Source organism: Streptomyces sp. AP-93 (assembly GCF_022808175.1).
In the GTDB taxonomy this organism is placed as follows: Bacteria; Actinomycetota; Actinomycetes; order Streptomycetales; family Streptomycetaceae; genus Streptomyces.
Genome location: NZ_JALGBX010000011.1, coordinates 138875 through 153648 on the forward strand (window position 1 = coordinate 138875; position 14774 = coordinate 153648).

A 14774-nucleotide genomic window follows, 5' to 3' on the forward strand; every position below is an offset into this window, starting at 1 on the left:
CGAGTGCTTCTGTGACGCTATGCAGTCGACGTCGCAACGCGGTTCCCTTCGGGCTTCCTGCCCAGCCGTCGATGCATTGGGCGACGAGTGGCGGAATGGCGTGACTTCCACGGCGTCAGCAACGCGGAACGGCCCGCTACCAGGTTCCCCGGCGGCGGGCCGTGAGCGGTGGTGCTCAGGCGGGCTTACGCCGCCTCGCTCCGGGCGATGGCGGCAAGCTCGGCATCTGCGGCATCTTCCGGGTTCGGCCCCCACTCGACCGACAGGCGGTCGGCCGCTCCACGCGGGTGCAGGGTCACCCGAAGATTCAGCAGCACAAGCAGGTGCTTACGTCCTGTCTCGTCTTCAGCCGCCCATGCCTGCCTCATCGTGCGTCCGGTCGGAACGGAAACCTCACGGGTCTCCGGTTCGTGATCGGCGAGCAGCCGAGCGTACGCAGCCTCTAGCTCCGCTGCCTTGCGCTCCAGGGTCGGCAGCATCAGCGCACCAGCGGTGGCCATACGCTCCGCCACTCGCTCGGCTTGCTCCTGGATCTCCTCGATCTCCGCCGACAGGTCGTTGCCGCCCTCAAGGCGGACGTGCCACTCGTTGAACCTGCCGAACACAGTCAGGAACTCATGCTCCACGCGCTGATCCAGAGTCTCCGCGTAAATCGTGGTGTGGCCTGCCTTGCAGCGGTAGAGCGGCACGCCCTTGTCGGACGTTCCACCGTTCAGCCTGCAGCCGCGATAGCAGATCGCCATGCCGGAGCACATCGGCGTAGCACGTCGCGGTGCGCGGTCCTTGCCCGTGGCCAGGGCATCCATGCGATCCCGCGCTGCCCTCAACTCCGCAGCAGACAGGATCGGTTCCGCGAACTGGACGGGTGTGACGCCGTCAGCTCCGGTGATCAGCTTTCCTTTGTGGGCGCGCTGGCCGCGCAGCGTCGGGGCTTTCAGCAGCCGTCGCCACTGCGGTTCGCTCACACCCACGATCTTCGCCGTGCCAGCCACCGTTCCGCCGTTGACCAGGGTGTCTACAGCGTCCCGGATCTGTGCCGCTTGCTCGGGGTCTATCTCAAGGTAGGCGGCGTCGTCACGTCGCGCGATGCGGTACCCGCGAGGTGCGCGTCCGGATGCCCAACGTCCTTGCTGGCGGCGCGTGGCGTGGCCTTCCGTGATGCGGTCCTTGATCATCTCCCGTTCCCACTCGGCCAGCGCTGCCAGTACGACAGCGACCATGCGGCCCGTGGGCGTGATCGTGTTGATGGTGCCGTCCGTGGTGGCGATGTTGACGCCGTACCGCTCGCCCCATGACACGAGACGGAGGAACTCCGACACGCTGCGCGCGTACCGGTCCAGCTTCCACGCGATCACGAGATCAGGCCGGGCGGCCATGAGCGCGTTCATCTGCTGTCTTGCCTCAAGCGGCTTGGCTCCCGATACGCCGGCGTCGGAGTACTCCACTGCGTCGGCGGGGTCGTACCCGTTCGCGGTGAGCCACCGCCGGGCCGCCTCTCGCTGGGTCTCCAGCGAAGTGGAGTCGTCAGACTCCCGGGACAGCCGCAGATAGATCGCAATGCGCATGCCTCAATCCCCTCCCACACCCCAGAACAGGGATCACCATGTTGTCAGAGTGTGTTGTCAGATGTGCCCTCTTTTGGGCGAGTGGGACGAGGTGATGGACGTGGTCAAGCGCGCGGTGGCCGCCGTGGAGGCGCGCGCCCCCCGGGTCTCCTTCATCCTCAAGGCCGACATCCGCCCCGGCGTCACGGACGGCATGACGTCCAAGATGGAAACGGTGGAACGCCACCTCGCCGGGGGCTGATGATCCCACTCGCGAGCCCCTCGGAAGCTGCGGCGCCTTCGAGGGGCTTCGCCGTGTTTGGGGCCAATTCAGCGTACCGATCAGTACGGCTTTCGCATGTATGTACGCTCGCCGGGCCCGACACGAATCAGCAGAAGGACACCCCGTGACCTACCCGCCGCCGTACCTCCACGCGCATGCGCCGGTACGGCGTTGGTGGCACCATCCGGCGCTGATCATCGCCCTGCTCGTCGTCTTTCCGCCCGGTGGCATCGCCCTCGCGTGGACCGGTGGCTGGAGCAAGGGCAAGAAGATCACCGCCACGGTCCTCGCCGGCCTCTGGTTCCTCGCCCCGTTCCTGAGCGATCCGCCGGAGAAGACCGGGAGCGACGCGAAGCCGCAGGCCGCGGTCACGCACGAGGCCACCGCGACGCCCGCGCCCTCGGCCACCGCGATACCGGCGCCTTCGGCGACCGCGATACCCGCGCCTTCGGCGACCGCGACCCCGGCGGCCCCGAAAATGCCGAAGGTCATCGGTCTCACCTTCGCCAAGGCGACCGAGACCCTGAAGCCGGTCGGGCTCCAGTCGGTCGTACCGGAGAGCGCGTACACCGACGTCACGCTGCCCGCGACCGTGGACGGCTGGAAGGTCTGCTTCCAGGACCCGGCCGAGGGCACGGAGATCCGGGCCCCGAAGACCACGAGCGCCCACCTCAAGGTCGTGGCACCCGGTACGGCCTGTCCGGCGGCGGCAGGCGCCAAGCTGCATCCGGACCCCGAACCCACACCCGAAGAGCCGGGAGACGGGGACGACTCGGGCAGCTCTTCCTCGGGCAGCTCTTCCTCGGGCGGATCCTCCACCGGCGGTGGGGGCGGCAGCGTCTACTACAAGAACTGCACCGCCGTCCGCGCCGCGGGAGCCGACCCGATCCGTAGCGGCGACCCCGGTTACGGCCGCCATCTGGACAGGGACGGCGACGGCGTGGCCTGCGAGTAGCGGACCCCCGCCGGGGGCCGCCCGGGGTGGGGGACCTCCCGTAGAGCAGACTCCGGAGGCATGAGCGTCTCCACGATCAAGCACGCCGTCCCGTACTACTCCCAGTGGGAGTCCGCCGCGCTGGTGCCCGAGTTCGTCGCGGGGGCCGACGCGGCCCGGGATCCGCTGTGGGCCGGGTCGGGGGCCGACTCCCCCGAGGAGTACGCCTTCTGGGCGCCCCGGATGTGCGGAGTGGCCTGCCTGCGGATGGCGCTGGGGAGCCTGGGGCTCCCGGTGCCGCCCTCGGTCGAGCTGGTGAAGGAGCTCTGCGGGGCCGAGGCGTACGTGCGGGACGGGGACGCGGTGAAGGGGCTGATCTACCAGCCGTTCGCCGAGTACGTGAACGCCCGTTGGGGCCTGGACGCGCGCTCGGCGCCTCTGCTGGCTCACGGGACCGTCCGGGACGCGCTCGCCGGGGGCGGGCTGGCGATGCTGTCGGTCCATTGGTCGATCCGTTCCCCGGCTGCCGCACCGGAGTCCAGGGGTGGTCACCTGGTGCTCGCCGTCGGGGCCACCGAGGACGCCGTCCTGGTGCACAATCCCTCCGGTTTCCCGGACGGCTCCCAGCGGTACGCGCCCGTCCCCTGGGCCGACCTGGACCGCTTCTACGCCGGACGCGGCGTCCTGCTCGGCGGCCGCGCCGGCTGAGGGGCCCGCCCGGGGCCCCGCGCCGCCGTCTTCCGGTGCGGTGACCCGTTCGGCCCTGGCCGGGAGCGTGCGGAACGGAACCGCTCGGGTCGGTGCGTCCCGTTCGACAGGTCGAGGTACGTATCTCCCCTTTCGTTGGGATGCGTACCTCGGTTTCGAGCGCTGGAGGAACCGTGCGGCAGGAAGCCTTCGACTACGAGACCCACAGCCGGCTGGCCGGCCCCTGTGAGGAGCCGGATCCCGCCGCCGCCTACAGGGTGAGGTACCGCTCGCTGCTCGCGCGCGAGGACCTCCGTACCCGAATGCGGGCCGTCGCGCTCATGACGCTCGCCCCCGTCGCCGCCACCGGGCTGCTGCTCTACCTCGTCCGGCCCACGCACCGGACCGTCCGGGAGGCGGGTGGCGACCTTCGGCTCAGACCCGCTCTTCGCGGACAAGGACAACACCAGGCTGGGCCGGTTCGAACACCGGCTCGAGCGGATCCAGCGGGCCCGGCTGATGCGGCCGAGCGCGGTCACGCACACCACCGACGTGGAGCAGCGCTCGATCGAGTTCGGGCTGGCGAAGACGGACGGCACGGTGACGGTCACCGTGCCCGCGGACCCGACACTGGTGCCGCCCGGCTGGTGCGTGCTGTTCGTGACGGACGCGGACGGCCCCCCGTCGGTGGCGAAGTGGGTCCGGGCGCGGCCGGCTCCGGAGCCGGCGCCGACACGACCCCCGCCCCCGTCGGAGGCATCGCGGGACGGCCGGCTGAGTTAGGGGGCGCGGCCGGCCGACCTAGTCCGTGGAGCGGCGGGCCAGGCCCAGGGCGTAGTCCGGCCACCACTTCCCGGCCGGGGGGCCGCCGCGGCAGGTGCCGTCCGATTCGCCGGGGCGCTTGACCCAGAGGTACGCGTCCACGAGCGGGGCGTCCGTGGTGTCGGTCGGCGGCGTGCCGAGAGCACGGCCCGGCGGGTTGCACCAGGCCTGGCCGCCGTCGCCCTGGAGCGGGCCGTCGCCGTTGCGGCTGGTGTCGATGACGAAGTGCTTGCCCTTGGTGGCCTTGGAGAGGGTCGCGCCGTACTCCCGGCCGGCCGCGCTGGGCTGGAAGTTGGAGACGTTGAGGGCGAAGCCGTCGGCGCGCTCGAGTCCCGCCTTGTAGAGGGGATCGACCAGCTTCTTCGGATCCGGGATCCAGTCCGGATGGCCGGCGTCCAGGTAGACCTTGGTGTTCTTGTTGCGCTTGAGCCGGTCGACGGCCTCGGAGAGCAGCCGCAGCCGCTCGTCGCGGTGGCCTGCCTGGGTGCAGCCGTCCACGAGGTGCGGGACCGCGTCCGGCTCCAGGACGACCAGGGCCTTGGCGTCGGCGATGTTGTCGGCGAAGGCGCCGATCCAGCTCCGGTAGGCGGCGGCGTCCTTGGCGCCGCCCGCCGAGTGCTGCCCGCAGTCCCGGTACGGGATGTTGTACGCGACGAGGACCATGGTGCGGCCGGCCGCGCGGGCGCTCGCCCTGGCCCGGCGGATCTCGGGGCCGGGGTCGCCGGCCGGGCCCCACAGGGCCATCGGCCGGTCGGCGATGCGGCGCAGCACCTGGGCGTCGCTGTTGCGGCCCTGCGCCTCCCAGGCGGCGACCTGGCGGGCGGCGTCGCTCTGCGGGTCCACCCAGAACGGGGACTCGTCGACCAGGCCGGCTCCCGCGGGGCGGTGGGGCGGTGCGGATTCCGGCTGCGCGGTGGGGGTGGGGGTGCATGCCGCTGTCGCGGCGAGGGCCAGGGTCAGGGTCAGGGCTGTTGTGAGGAGGGTGGCGGGGCGTCTGCTGGGGGCTGGCATCCGGCTTCCTCGGGGCGAAGGGGCGGGCGGCGGCGTGGCCGTGGCCGCGGGCCGGGTCATCGTGACATGGGGGTAGGTGGGGCGGGGGGCGACAGCGCCGCGTGCGTACGGGTGCTGCTGTGGGGGCTGGTCCCCTACCCGCCCTTCGCCCGTTCCCCGGGCTGCGCCCGGACCCTTCGGGGGCTCTGCCCCCGGACCCCCGCGCCTCAAACGCCGGCGGGGCTGGATTTGGCTCCGGCCGGGCTGGATTCGCCCCCGCCGGGCTGGATTTGCCCCCGTGGGGCTGGGTTGGTGAGGGCTGGGCTGGATTGGGCCCGGTGGGGGTGGATTGGTGAGGGCCGGGCTGGGCTGGGCTGGATTGGCCCCGGCCGGGCTGGATTGGCCCCGGTGGGGGTGGAGTGGTCAGGGCTGGGCTGGGTTGGTCAGGGCGATGGCCAGGGGGGGGTGCGTTCGTAGAGGATCTGGTGGCCGTGGCGGGAGGGGATGAGGAGGCCGGCTTCCTGGAGGGTTTTGAGGTGGGCGGAGACGGTGGAGGGGGCCAGGGACAGGCGGTGGGCCAGGGTGGTGGTCGAGGCCGGCTCGGTCAGGGCGCAGAGGATGTCGGCGCGGGAGCGGCCCAGCAGTTGGGCCAGGGCCCGGGGGGCCGGGCCCGCGGGGGCGGTCCAGAGGGCGCCGATGCCCCGGGCCGGGTACACCAGGGTCGGCTGCCACGGCGGGTCGTAGCCGCCCACCACCTCCGGCCAGACGAAGGCGCTCGGCATGAGGAGGAGTCCCTGGCCGTCGAGGGAGCGGTCGTGGTGGCCCCGGCGGGCGATGGTGAGGGTGTTCCCCGACCAGCCCAGATCCGGGTGGAGGCCGTCGAAGAGGGCCTCCAGGCCGCCCGCGGCCAGCCGGCGGGAGTGGAAGAGGACGTCCGCCTCCAGCAGCGCGCGCAGCCGGGGCCAGTGCGGGGCGACCAGCGCCCGCCATGCCTGCTCGTAGAGGTCGGCCAGCTCTTGGACCGCCCGCTCGGGATCCTCCAGCATCCGCTGCCCGGCCGCGCTCTCCAGGGCGCCCGGGGTGCAGACCAGGGAGCGCCGCAGGTCCTCCCGCGCCGCCTGCGGATCGGCGGCCCGGACCCGCGCGAGCTCCTCCTCGAAGGTGACCGACGGGCCCGTCGGGGGCGGGCTGAGGAAGTCCGGATTGTGTCCCCTGCGCGGCATCAGCAGCCACAGCGGCCGCAGGTCCAGCCCGGCGGCCGCCGTGCGGATCCCGCGGAGCCAGGGCAGGTGGTAGGCGTGGCGCCGCCGGTCCAGGAGGACACGTACCGCCTCCTGGGTCTCCCAGCGGGGCGAGATCGAGAACCGGCAGCGGAGGAGATCGGCGGGGCCGAAGCGGAAGTGGAAGGGCACGGGGCGGGTCCCTCCGGGGGTGGGACGGGATGGGCGGGGCGGCGGGATGCCAGGCCGGCGCGGGCGGGGTGGCTGGGTGGTGGGGATGGCGGGTCGGGGAGCGGGGGATTCGGGTGGGGGCGAATCTCTGGTTCCCCAGCCTAGGCGGCGGCAGGGTGCAGCGTATGACCACCGCAGATCCGTCCGCCGCGTCCCCGGCGACCGCCACTCCCGGCCAGGACCCCGTGCCGGAGCCCGCCGGATACCGGGGCGTTTTCCGGGTCGGGGAGTTCCGGCCGGTCTTCGCCGCGCACCTGCTGTCCGTGCTCGGCGTCGTCATCGCCGAGATCTCCCTCACCGTCCTCGTCTACCGCGCCACCGGCTCCCCCCTGATGAGCGCGCTCACCTTCGCCCTCGGCTTCCTCCCCTACGCGCTGGGCGGCACCCTCCTCGCGCCGCTCGCCGACCGGCTCCCCGCCCGCCGCGTGCTCGTCGGCTGCGACCTCGTCTGCGCGGCCTGTGCGGCGGCCATGGCCCTGCCCGGCACCCCGGTCGCGCTGCTCCTCGTCCTGCGCTGCGCGATGGCCTTCGTCGCGCCGCTGTTCCAGGGCACCCGCAGCGCCTCCCTCGCCGACGTCCTCGGCGCCGGGGAGGCGTACGTCCTGGGCCGCTCGCTGCTGCGCATGGTGGCGCAGAGCGCCCAGCTCATCGGCTTCGGGCTCGGCGGGCTGCTGCTCACCGTGCTGGCGCCGCGCGGGGCCATCCTCCTCACGGCCGCCGGTTTCCTCGGCTCCGCGGTCTTGCTGCGCCTGGGCACGCGGGCCCGGCCCGCCCGGTCCGCGGGCGCCGGTGCGCGGGTCTCCCCGCTCGCCGGGCTGCGCGCCGTGCTGGGCCACCGCCGGCTGCGGGCCCTGACCCTGCTGTCCTGGCTGCCGCCGCTCTTCGTGGTCGTGCCCGAGGCGCTGCTGACGCCGTACGCCACCGGCCTCGGCATCTCCACCGCCGGGCTCGGGCTGCTGATGTGCGCGATGCCGGCCGGCGCCATCGCCGGGGAGGTGTGGGCGGGCTCCGCGCTCACCGCCCGAACGCGTTCGCGGATCACGGCCCCGCTTGCGGCGCTCTCGCTGCTGCCGCTGCTCGCGTACGCCGTCCGGCCCGGTCTGCCGCTCCTGCTGACCGCGCTCGTCCTGGCCGGGCTGGCCCACGCGTACACCCTCGGGCTCGACCAGTGGTACGTCGAGGCCGTGCCCGAGGAGCTTCGCGGCCGGGCGATGACCCTGCTCAGCACGGGTCTGATGACCCTTCAGGGCGTGGGTATGGCGCTCGCCGGTCTCGCGGCGGAGTTCCTGTCCGTCCACGTGGTGGTCGCGTCGGCCGCGGTGCTCGGTACGGGGGTGGTCCTGCTGCTGCTCACCGAGGTGCGCCGGACGGACGGGCCGAGGCGTGAGACGGATCCCGCCGCCAAATGACCGCCCGGTAGGGTCTGATGCGTGCCCAAGCCGCTCAGCCTTCCCTTCGATCCCATCGCCCGCGCCGACGAACTCTGGCAGCAACGCTGGGGCCCGGTCCCCTCGATGGCCGCGATCACCTCGATCATGAGGGCGCACCAGATCCTGCTCGGCGAGGTCGACGCGGTCGTCAAGCCGTACGGTCTGACCTTCGCGCGCTACGAGGCGCTGGTGCTGCTGACCTTCTCCAAGGCCGGGGAGCTGCCGATGTCGAAGATCGGCGAGCGGCTGATGGTGCACCCGACGTCGGTGACGAACACGGTGGACCGGCTGGTGAAGTCCGGCCTCGTCGCCCGGCGCCCGAACCCGAACGACGGGCGCGGCACCCTCGCGTCGATCACGGACAAGGGCCGCGAGGTGGTCGAGGCGGCCACGAAGGCGCTGATGGAGATCGACTTCGGGCTGAGCGCCTACGACGCCGAGGAGTGCGGGGAGATCTTCGCGCTCCTGCGCCCGCTCCGGGTGGCCGCGTCCGACTTCGAGGAGAAGTAGACCGACCCCCGTTCCCCCGTTCCCCCGTTCCCCCCGTTTCCCCGTTCCCCGTCGCCCGACGCGGGCGGCGCCCTCCCCGACGGCGGCGTACGCTCGGCAGGGGTGCGCCCCCGGACCGGACCGAGGGAGGGCCGATGACCGCGCTCGGTGACCTGATCGAGATCGACGACCGGACCGTACTGGTCCTCGGGCAGGGCCTGGACCTCACCCACGGGCAGCCGGACGTCGCCAATGCCCTGGTGCACCGGGCCGGCGACACCCTGGTGCTCGTCGACACCGGTGTCACGGAGGCTTTCCGCGCGGCGCTGCTGGAAGCGGCCGCCCGGGTCGGGCCCTGGTCGCGGGCGCTGGTGCTGACCACGCACGGACACCTCGACCACGTCGGCAACAACGACCTGGCCGACGGGCTGGGCGTACCGGCCGAGCACTATGTGCCCGCCCCCGACGTGGCCCAGATGCGTGATCCCCTGGACTACTGGGTGCGGTCCTTCGGGCGCGTCGCCGGGCCCGCGGAGCTGCCCGAGCCCGCGCACACCGCGGCCCGGGTGGTCGCGCTCTTCCAGCCGATGCGGCCCTTCGGCGAGACGACCCGGACCTACGAGGAACGGCCGCCGGAGCAGATCCGGATCGGCCCGCTCCGGTTCACCGGCTGGACCTTCGCCGACGGCGCGGTCCGCGTGCTGCGCAGTCAGGGCCACTGCGCCGGGCACGTGATCGTGCACCTGCGCGATGCGGGCGTCCTGCACCTGTCCGACGAGGGCAACGGGCCCTGCGGCGCGATGGCCGACGCCGACCAGCTCAAGATCCAGACCGTACTGGGCTCCGCCGCCCTCCTCTTCGAGGCGGGGGAGGTGGCGCTCCTCACCGACGGGCACACCTTCGCCGTGCGCCGGGGCGCCGAAGCGGTGTCCCACCTGGACGGGCTGCTGGAGCAGGCCGCCGCGCTGGGACGGGCGTCGCTCGGGCTGGCCGGGGAGGGGGAGCGGGTCGTCCCGAGCGCGTTCGCCGCCCGCTATGCGCGGGCCATGGCCGGCCTGGGCGTCGGCGGAGCCAACCCGAACACGCTGTTCACCGCCATGTCGGCCGTCAACCAGCTCCGCGAGCTGGGTCTGCGCCCGGAGTCCGGCGCCGCCGGCGCGCCCTGGTCCCGGCCCGCCCTCCGCGGCCCGGCGCCGGCGACCCCGCGACCCGGCACCGGAACTGGCACTGGCACCGGCACCGGCAGGGGCACCGGCACCGGCACGGGTACCGGCACGGGTACCAACACCGGCTGAGCGATCCGGGTGACTGCTCCGCAACCCCGCCCCCGTCAAGATCGTGCAAACCGGACGGCTAGGCTCGACGGCATGAAACGAAGCGTGCTGACCCGCTACCGCGTCATGGCCTACGTGACCGCGGTCATGCTCCTGATCCTCTGTGCCTGCATGGTGGCGAAGTACGGCTTCGACACCGGCGCCGACCTGACCTTCGCGGTCTCGCAGGCGCACGGTGTGCTGTTCATGGTCTACCTGGTGTTCGCCTTCGACCTGGGCTCCAAGGCCAAGTGGCCGTTCGGCAAGCTCCTGTGGGTCCTGGTCTCCGGCACCATCCCGCTCGCCGCGTTCTTCGTCGAGCGGGGGATCCGCGCCGAGGTCGAGCCCCTCATCGTGGGCGGTCCGGCCGCCGCCCGCGCCTGACCTCAGCTGATCCACCCACCCCCGGGGCGACTCCCCGGGGGTTGGCCATCGACATTTACTAGGACGTCCTAGTAAATTCAGAGCATGGACGCTGACGCCATTGAGGAAGGCCGCCGTCGCTGGCAGGCCCGGTACGACAAGGCCCGCACGCGCGAGGCCGATTTCACCACGCTCTCCGGCGACCCCGTCGACCCCGTCTACGGCCCCAGGCCCGGCGACTCGTACGAGGGCTTCGAGCGCATCGGCTGGCCGGGGGAGTACCCGTACACCCGGGGCCTGCACGCCACCGGCTACCGGGGGCGGACCTGGACCATCCGGCAGTTCGCCGGGTTCGGGAACGCCGAGCAGACCAACGAGCGCTACAAGATGATCCTGGCCGCCGGCGGCGGCGGGCTCTCCGTCGCCTTCGACATGCCCACCCTGATGGGGCGCGACTCCGACGACCCCCGCGCGCTCGGCGAGGTCGGCCACTGCGGGGTCGCCATCGACTCCGCCGCCGACATGGAGATCCTCTTCAAGGACATCCCGCTCGGCGACGTGACCACCTCCATGACGATCAGCGGCCCCGCCGTCCCCGCCTTCTGCATGTACCTGGTGGCCGCCGAACGCCAGGGCGTCGACCCGGCCGTCCTGAACGGGACGCTCCAGACCGACATCTTCAAGGAGTACATCGCCCAGAAGGAGTGGCTCTTCGAGCCCGAGCCGCACCTGCGCCTCATCGGCGATCTCATGGAGTACTGCGCGAACGGCATCCCCGCCTACAAGCCGCTCTCCGTCTCCGGCTACCACATCCGCGAGGCCGGAGCCACGGCCGCGCAGGAGCTCGCGTACACCCTCGCCGACGGTTTCGGGTACGTGGAGCTGGGCCTCTCGCGCGGGCTGGACGTGGACCACTTCGCGTCCGGGCTCTCCTTCTTCTTCGACGCGCACCTCGACTTCTTCGAGGAGATCGCCAAGTTCCGCGCCGCCCGCCGGATCTGGGCCCGCTGGATGAAGGAGGTGTACGGGGCGAAGTCCGAGAAGACGATGTGGCTGCGCTTCCACACCCAGACGGCCGGTGTCTCCCTCACCGCCCAGCAGCCCTACAACAACGTCGTGCGCACCGCCGTGGAAGCCCTCGCGGCCGTTCTCGGCGGCACCAACTCCCTCCACACCAACGCCCTCGACGAGACCCTCGCGCTGCCGAGCGAGCAGGCCGCCGAGATCGCCCTGCGCACGCAGCAGGTGCTGATGGAGGAGACGGGCGTGGCCAACGTGGCCGACCCGCTGGGCGGCTCCTGGTTCGTCGAGCAGCTCACCGACCGCATCGAGGCCGACGCCGAGAAGATCTTCGAGCAGATCAAGGAGCGCGGGCTGCGCGCCCACCCGAACGGGCAGCACCCGATCGGCCCGATCACCTCGGGCATCCTGCGGGGCATCGAGGACGGCTGGTTCACCGGGGAGATCGCCGAGTCGGCCTTCCAGTACCAGCGCTCGGTGGAGAAGGGCGACAAGCGGGTCGTCGGGGTCAACGTGCACCACGGCTCGGTCACCGGGGACCTGGAGATCCTGCGGGTCAGCCACGAGGTGGAGCGCGTACAGGTCCGCGAGCTCGCGGAGCGCAAGGCCCGCCGGGACGACGCCAAGGTCACTGAGGCCCTGGACGCCATGCTGGCCGCCGCCCGCGACGGGTCGAACATGATCCCGGCGATGCTGGACGCGGTGCGCGCCGAAGCCACGATGGGCGAGATCTGCAACCTGCTGCGGGACGAGTGGGGCACGTACACGGAGCCGCCGGGCTTCTGACGGCTCGTCGCCTGACACGCCCTAAGGTGGCGGCCATGACAGGCCGCCGCCTTCCCGTCCCCGTGTACGGCGTGAGTGCCCGTGTGCTCATGCAGACCAACTGCGGGCCGTACGCGTACATCGCCGCCGACTTCGAGCCGCCCGGCCGGGACGGGCTGACGGAGGTCCTGAACGCCGTGCCGGCCGAGCGCCGGCTGCCCGAGGTGTACGCCGCCTGCGTGCGGGCGGGCATCGTGCGCGGCCTCGACGGGGTGGCGGCCTCGGTGCTGCTCACCGACGCCCGGGTCCACGAGGTGGACTCCTCGGAGTACGGCTACCGGCTCGCCGGGCTCGAAGCGGGCCGGGCGGCCCTGGTGGCCTCCGGGCTGCTGCCGCCGGAAGAGGCCGACAGCCTGCGCTGGGCCGACTGGCCGGGGCGCCCGAGGCCCTGGCCGGGCCACAACCCGCGCTCGGAGGCGCTGATCGCCTCGGCGCCGGCCTGGTGCGAGGACTTCCTGCCCCTGTCGGACGGCGGCCGGCCCGCGGTGGTCACACCGCCGGAGCGGCGCCGGAAGGGCCGGCGGCGGAGCCCCGGAGGCCGTACATGAGCAGCGCCGTGAAGGTGGCCACCCACAGCTCGTCCACCGGCTCGGAGCTGACCAGCGCGCGGTGGACCACCGTGCCCGCGATGACGTCGAAGATCAGGTCCGTGGTGTGGGCGGCGAGGGACTCGTCCTCCTCGTAGGGGAGTTCGCCCCGGGCCTGTGCCCGCTGGCGCCCCAGTACGACGAGACGTTTCTGCCGGTCCACGATCGCCGACCGGATCCGGTCCCGCAGGGCCTCGTCCCGGGTGGACTCGGAGACGACCGCCATCAGGGCGGTACGGGCCTCCGGGCGCCGCAGCAGCGCCGCGAACTGCAGCACCACGTACTCGATGTCGGCTTCGAGCGACCCCCGGTCGGGGAGTTCGAGGGAGTCGAAGAGCTCCGCGACGGCGTCCACGACCAGTTCGCTCTTGCCCGACCAGCGCCGGTACAGGGTGGTCTTCGCGACCCCGGCCCGCGCCGAGACGTCCCCCATCGTCAGCTTCGACCAGCCCAGCTCCACCAGCGCGTCCCGGGTCGCGGCGAGGATCGCGGCGTCCGCCGCGGCGCTGCGCGGGCGTCCGGTGCGGCCGGGCGGGCAGGAGGTGTCCGAGCTGGGGTTGCGCATGGCCGAGACCATACCCGCCGGTAGCAGAGGCGACCGGCCCCCCGGCCGTGTGGTTCAGATCACGGGGCGCGGGCGGGCGCGGGGAGTTACGCTACGACTCGTAGCGTAAGAGCGACAACCACGCGAAGAGCTACCGGCGCCAGGTGGGGACCCGGCGCCACAGCACGGCAGAACGGCAGTACAGCAGCACGGCAGAACGGCAGCACAGCGGTAGACGGCACGGCGGTGTACCGCACGGCAAGTACCGCGATCGGTTCGTTTCGGCCGATCTTTTTCGTCGGCGCGCGCACTCGGGGGAGGATGTACGCATGCAGCCCAGAAACATGTCCATGAGCGGCGTCGTCGACCTCGCCGCGGTGAAGGCGGCCGGCGAGGCCAAGGCCAAGGCCGAGCAGGCCCGCGCCGACGCGGCCCGGAACGCCGCTCAGGGCGGTGCGCCCGCGCCCGCCGGGGCCGTTCCGCCGTCCGCGCTCGTCTTCGACACCGACGAGACCCGCTTCGAGAGCCACGTCGTCCCGCTCTCGGGCGAGGTTCCGGTCATCCTCGACTTCCGCGCCGAAGGCTTCGAGCAGGGGCAGGAGCTGAGCCTGCTGCTGGAGCGGCTCACCATCGAGGCGAACGGCCGGCTCGCGCTGGCAGCGCTCGATGTCGCGGCCAACCAGAACCTGATCCGCGAGTTCCGCATCCAGGCCGTCCCGGCCGTCTTCGCCGTCGTCGCCGGTCAGGCGATGCCGCTGTTCCAGGACTTCGCGTCCGAGGGTGAGGTCCGCGGGGTCCTGGCCCAGCTGGTCCAGATCGCCGAGGAGCGCTTCGGGGTCATCGGCGTCGAGGTGGATCCCGGCGCCGAGGGCGCCGCCGCCCCGGGGTCCGGTGCCGCGGAGGAAGAGGAGCCGGCCGGTCCGTACGACGCCCTGCTCGACGAGGCGATCGAGGCGCTGGACGCCGACGACCTGGACGGGGCGGTGCGCGCCTACAAGAACGTACTGGCGGCCGATCCGTCCAACACCGACGCCAAGCTGGGCCTCGCCCAGGCCGAGCTGTTCGCCCGGGTCAAGGACATGAACCCGCAGGCGGTGCGCGCCGCGGCGGCCGAGAACCCGAAGGACCCGGCGGCGCAGATCGCCGCGGCCGACCTGGATCTGGCCGGCGGTCACGTGGCGGACGCCTTCGGGCGGCTGGTGGACACCGTGAAGGTGACGTTCGGTGACGACCGGGACGCGGTACGCGTGCGGCTGCTGGAGATGTTCGAAGTGGTCGGTGCGGACGACCCGCTCGTCACCTCGGCCCGTACCGCGCTCGCCAGGGTGCTGTTCTAGACCGGCACAGGACCGACACAGCACCGGCACACGCCGGTGATTTGTTGACACAGAGATAAACAGCGGCCGCGCTTTGCCAAAACTTGGCAATCGCGGCCGCTGTTACTCGCAGTAAATCGAACCCCGTGAACTGTCCGGTGTGTTCACTCTTCCCC

13 protein-coding genes and 3 pseudogenes are annotated in these 14774 nt (G+C 72.4%); 12 read left to right on the plus strand and 4 right to left on the minus strand.

Annotation, left to right across the window (positions count from 1 at the left end; translation table 11 throughout):
- Positions 1-185 precede the first annotated feature (185 nt).
- Positions 186-1565 (minus strand): recombinase family protein, encoded by a 1380-nt coding sequence (locus tag MTF69_RS19870; protein WP_243336263.1) that lies wholly within the window; start codon positions 1563-1565, stop codon positions 186-188.
- Positions 1566-1641: 76 nt separating this feature from the next.
- Here MTF69_RS19870 and MTF69_RS19875 point away from each other — a divergent pair.
- From MTF69_RS19875 to MTF69_RS19900, 5 genes and pseudogenes are all read left to right on the plus strand, one after another.
- Positions 1642-1806 (plus strand): annotated as a pseudogene (locus MTF69_RS19875) (thiamine-binding protein); the annotation flags it as partial.
- A gap of 145 nt (positions 1807-1951) precedes the next feature.
- Positions 1952-2782: an excalibur calcium-binding domain-containing protein gene (locus tag MTF69_RS43760; RefSeq protein WP_374323393.1), complete on the plus strand. Its 831-nt coding sequence runs from the start codon at positions 1952-1954 to the stop codon at positions 2780-2782.
- Positions 2783-2842: 60 nt separating this feature from the next.
- Positions 2843-3469: a C39 family peptidase gene (locus tag MTF69_RS19890; RefSeq protein ID WP_243336264.1), complete on the plus strand. Its 627-nt coding sequence runs from the start codon at positions 2843-2845 to the stop codon at positions 3467-3469.
- A gap of 140 nt (positions 3470-3609) precedes the next feature.
- A pseudogene (locus MTF69_RS19895) lies at positions 3610-3870 on the plus strand (glycosyl transferase); the annotation flags it as partial.
- Positions 3854-4231, plus strand: a pseudogene (locus MTF69_RS19900) (DUF1929 domain-containing protein); the annotation flags it as partial. The pseudogenes MTF69_RS19895 and MTF69_RS19900, both read left to right, overlap by 17 nt.
- Before the next feature lie 18 nt (positions 4232-4249).
- Here MTF69_RS19900 and MTF69_RS19905 read toward each other — a convergent pair.
- Together MTF69_RS19905 and MTF69_RS19910 are read right to left on the minus strand one after the other, a co-directional pair.
- Positions 4250-5281, minus strand: coding sequence for a glycoside hydrolase family 6 protein (locus MTF69_RS19905; RefSeq protein ID WP_243336265.1), 1032 nt, complete (start codon positions 5279-5281; stop codon positions 4250-4252).
- A gap of 422 nt (positions 5282-5703) precedes the next feature.
- On the minus strand, positions 5704-6672 hold the full coding sequence (locus tag MTF69_RS19910) for a DUF5937 family protein (RefSeq protein WP_243336266.1): 969 nt from the start codon (positions 6670-6672) through the stop codon (positions 5704-5706).
- 164 nt (positions 6673-6836) lie between these two features.
- Between MTF69_RS19910 and MTF69_RS19915 the strand changes: the two genes are divergently transcribed.
- The 6 genes from MTF69_RS19915 (at position 6837) to MTF69_RS19940 (ending at position 12699) form a co-directional block, all read left to right on the plus strand.
- Positions 6837-8120, plus strand: a complete 1284-nt coding sequence (locus tag MTF69_RS19915) for an MFS transporter (RefSeq protein WP_243336267.1) — start codon at positions 6837-6839, stop codon at positions 8118-8120.
- Positions 8121-8141: 21 nt separating this feature from the next.
- The gene (locus MTF69_RS19920; RefSeq protein WP_243336268.1) at positions 8142-8651 is read left to right on the plus strand and encodes a MarR family winged helix-turn-helix transcriptional regulator; all 510 of its coding nucleotides are present in this window, start codon (positions 8142-8144) and stop codon (positions 8649-8651) included.
- Positions 8652-8785: 134 nt separating this feature from the next.
- Positions 8786-9925: an MBL fold metallo-hydrolase gene (locus MTF69_RS42925; protein ID WP_279345984.1), complete on the plus strand. Its 1140-nt coding sequence runs from the start codon at positions 8786-8788 to the stop codon at positions 9923-9925.
- Positions 9926-9997: 72 nt separating this feature from the next.
- Positions 9998-10327, plus strand: a complete 330-nt coding sequence (locus MTF69_RS19930) for a DUF3817 domain-containing protein (protein ID WP_243336269.1) — start codon at positions 9998-10000, stop codon at positions 10325-10327.
- Positions 10328-10411: 84 nt separating this feature from the next.
- A complete protein-coding gene (locus MTF69_RS19935; protein WP_243336270.1) occupies positions 10412-12112 on the plus strand; it encodes a methylmalonyl-CoA mutase in 1701 nt (566 codons plus the stop codon).
- 35 nt (positions 12113-12147) lie between these two features.
- Positions 12148-12699, plus strand: coding sequence for a hypothetical protein (locus tag MTF69_RS19940; RefSeq protein WP_243336271.1), 552 nt, complete (start codon positions 12148-12150; stop codon positions 12697-12699).
- On the opposite strand, the gene MTF69_RS19945 is transcribed toward MTF69_RS19940, so the two are convergent.
- On the minus strand, positions 12641-13303 hold the full coding sequence (locus tag MTF69_RS19945) for a TetR/AcrR family transcriptional regulator (RefSeq protein ID WP_243336272.1): 663 nt from the start codon (positions 13301-13303) through the stop codon (positions 12641-12643). The genes MTF69_RS19940 and MTF69_RS19945 overlap by 59 nt on opposite strands.
- A 308-nt stretch (positions 13304-13611) precedes the next feature.
- Between MTF69_RS19945 and MTF69_RS19950 the strand changes: the two genes are divergently transcribed.
- Positions 13612-14619, plus strand: a complete 1008-nt coding sequence (locus MTF69_RS19950) for a tetratricopeptide repeat protein (protein ID WP_243336273.1) — start codon at positions 13612-13614, stop codon at positions 14617-14619.
- Positions 14620-14774: the final 155 nt, after the last annotated feature.

What these genes read in the sequence shown, in the direction of transcription:
- MTF69_RS19905 (WP_243336265.1), bottom strand. Translation starts at nt 5,281, where the DNA reads ATGCCAGCCCCCAGCAGACGCCCCGCCACCCTCCTCACAACAGCCCTG.
- MTF69_RS42925 (WP_279345984.1), top strand. Translation starts at nt 8,786, where the DNA reads ATGACCGCGCTCGGTGACCTGATCGAGATCGACGACCGGACCGTACTG.
- MTF69_RS19930 (WP_243336269.1), top strand. Translation starts at nt 9,998, where the DNA reads ATGAAACGAAGCGTGCTGACCCGCTACCGCGTCATGGCCTACGTGACC.
- MTF69_RS19890 (WP_243336264.1), top strand. Translation starts at nt 2,843, where the DNA reads ATGAGCGTCTCCACGATCAAGCACGCCGTCCCGTACTACTCCCAGTGG.
- MTF69_RS19950 (WP_243336273.1), top strand. Translation starts at nt 13,612, where the DNA reads ATGCAGCCCAGAAACATGTCCATGAGCGGCGTCGTCGACCTCGCCGCG.
- MTF69_RS19935 (WP_243336270.1), top strand. Translation starts at nt 10,412, where the DNA reads ATGGACGCTGACGCCATTGAGGAAGGCCGCCGTCGCTGGCAGGCCCGG.
- MTF69_RS19940 (WP_243336271.1), top strand. Translation starts at nt 12,148, where the DNA reads ATGACAGGCCGCCGCCTTCCCGTCCCCGTGTACGGCGTGAGTGCCCGT.
- MTF69_RS19915 (WP_243336267.1), top strand. Translation starts at nt 6,837, where the DNA reads ATGACCACCGCAGATCCGTCCGCCGCGTCCCCGGCGACCGCCACTCCC.
- MTF69_RS19870 (WP_243336263.1), bottom strand. Translation starts at nt 1,565, where the DNA reads ATGCGCATTGCGATCTATCTGCGGCTGTCCCGGGAGTCTGACGACTCC.
- MTF69_RS19945 (WP_243336272.1), bottom strand. Translation starts at nt 13,303, where the DNA reads ATGCGCAACCCCAGCTCGGACACCTCCTGCCCGCCCGGCCGCACCGGA.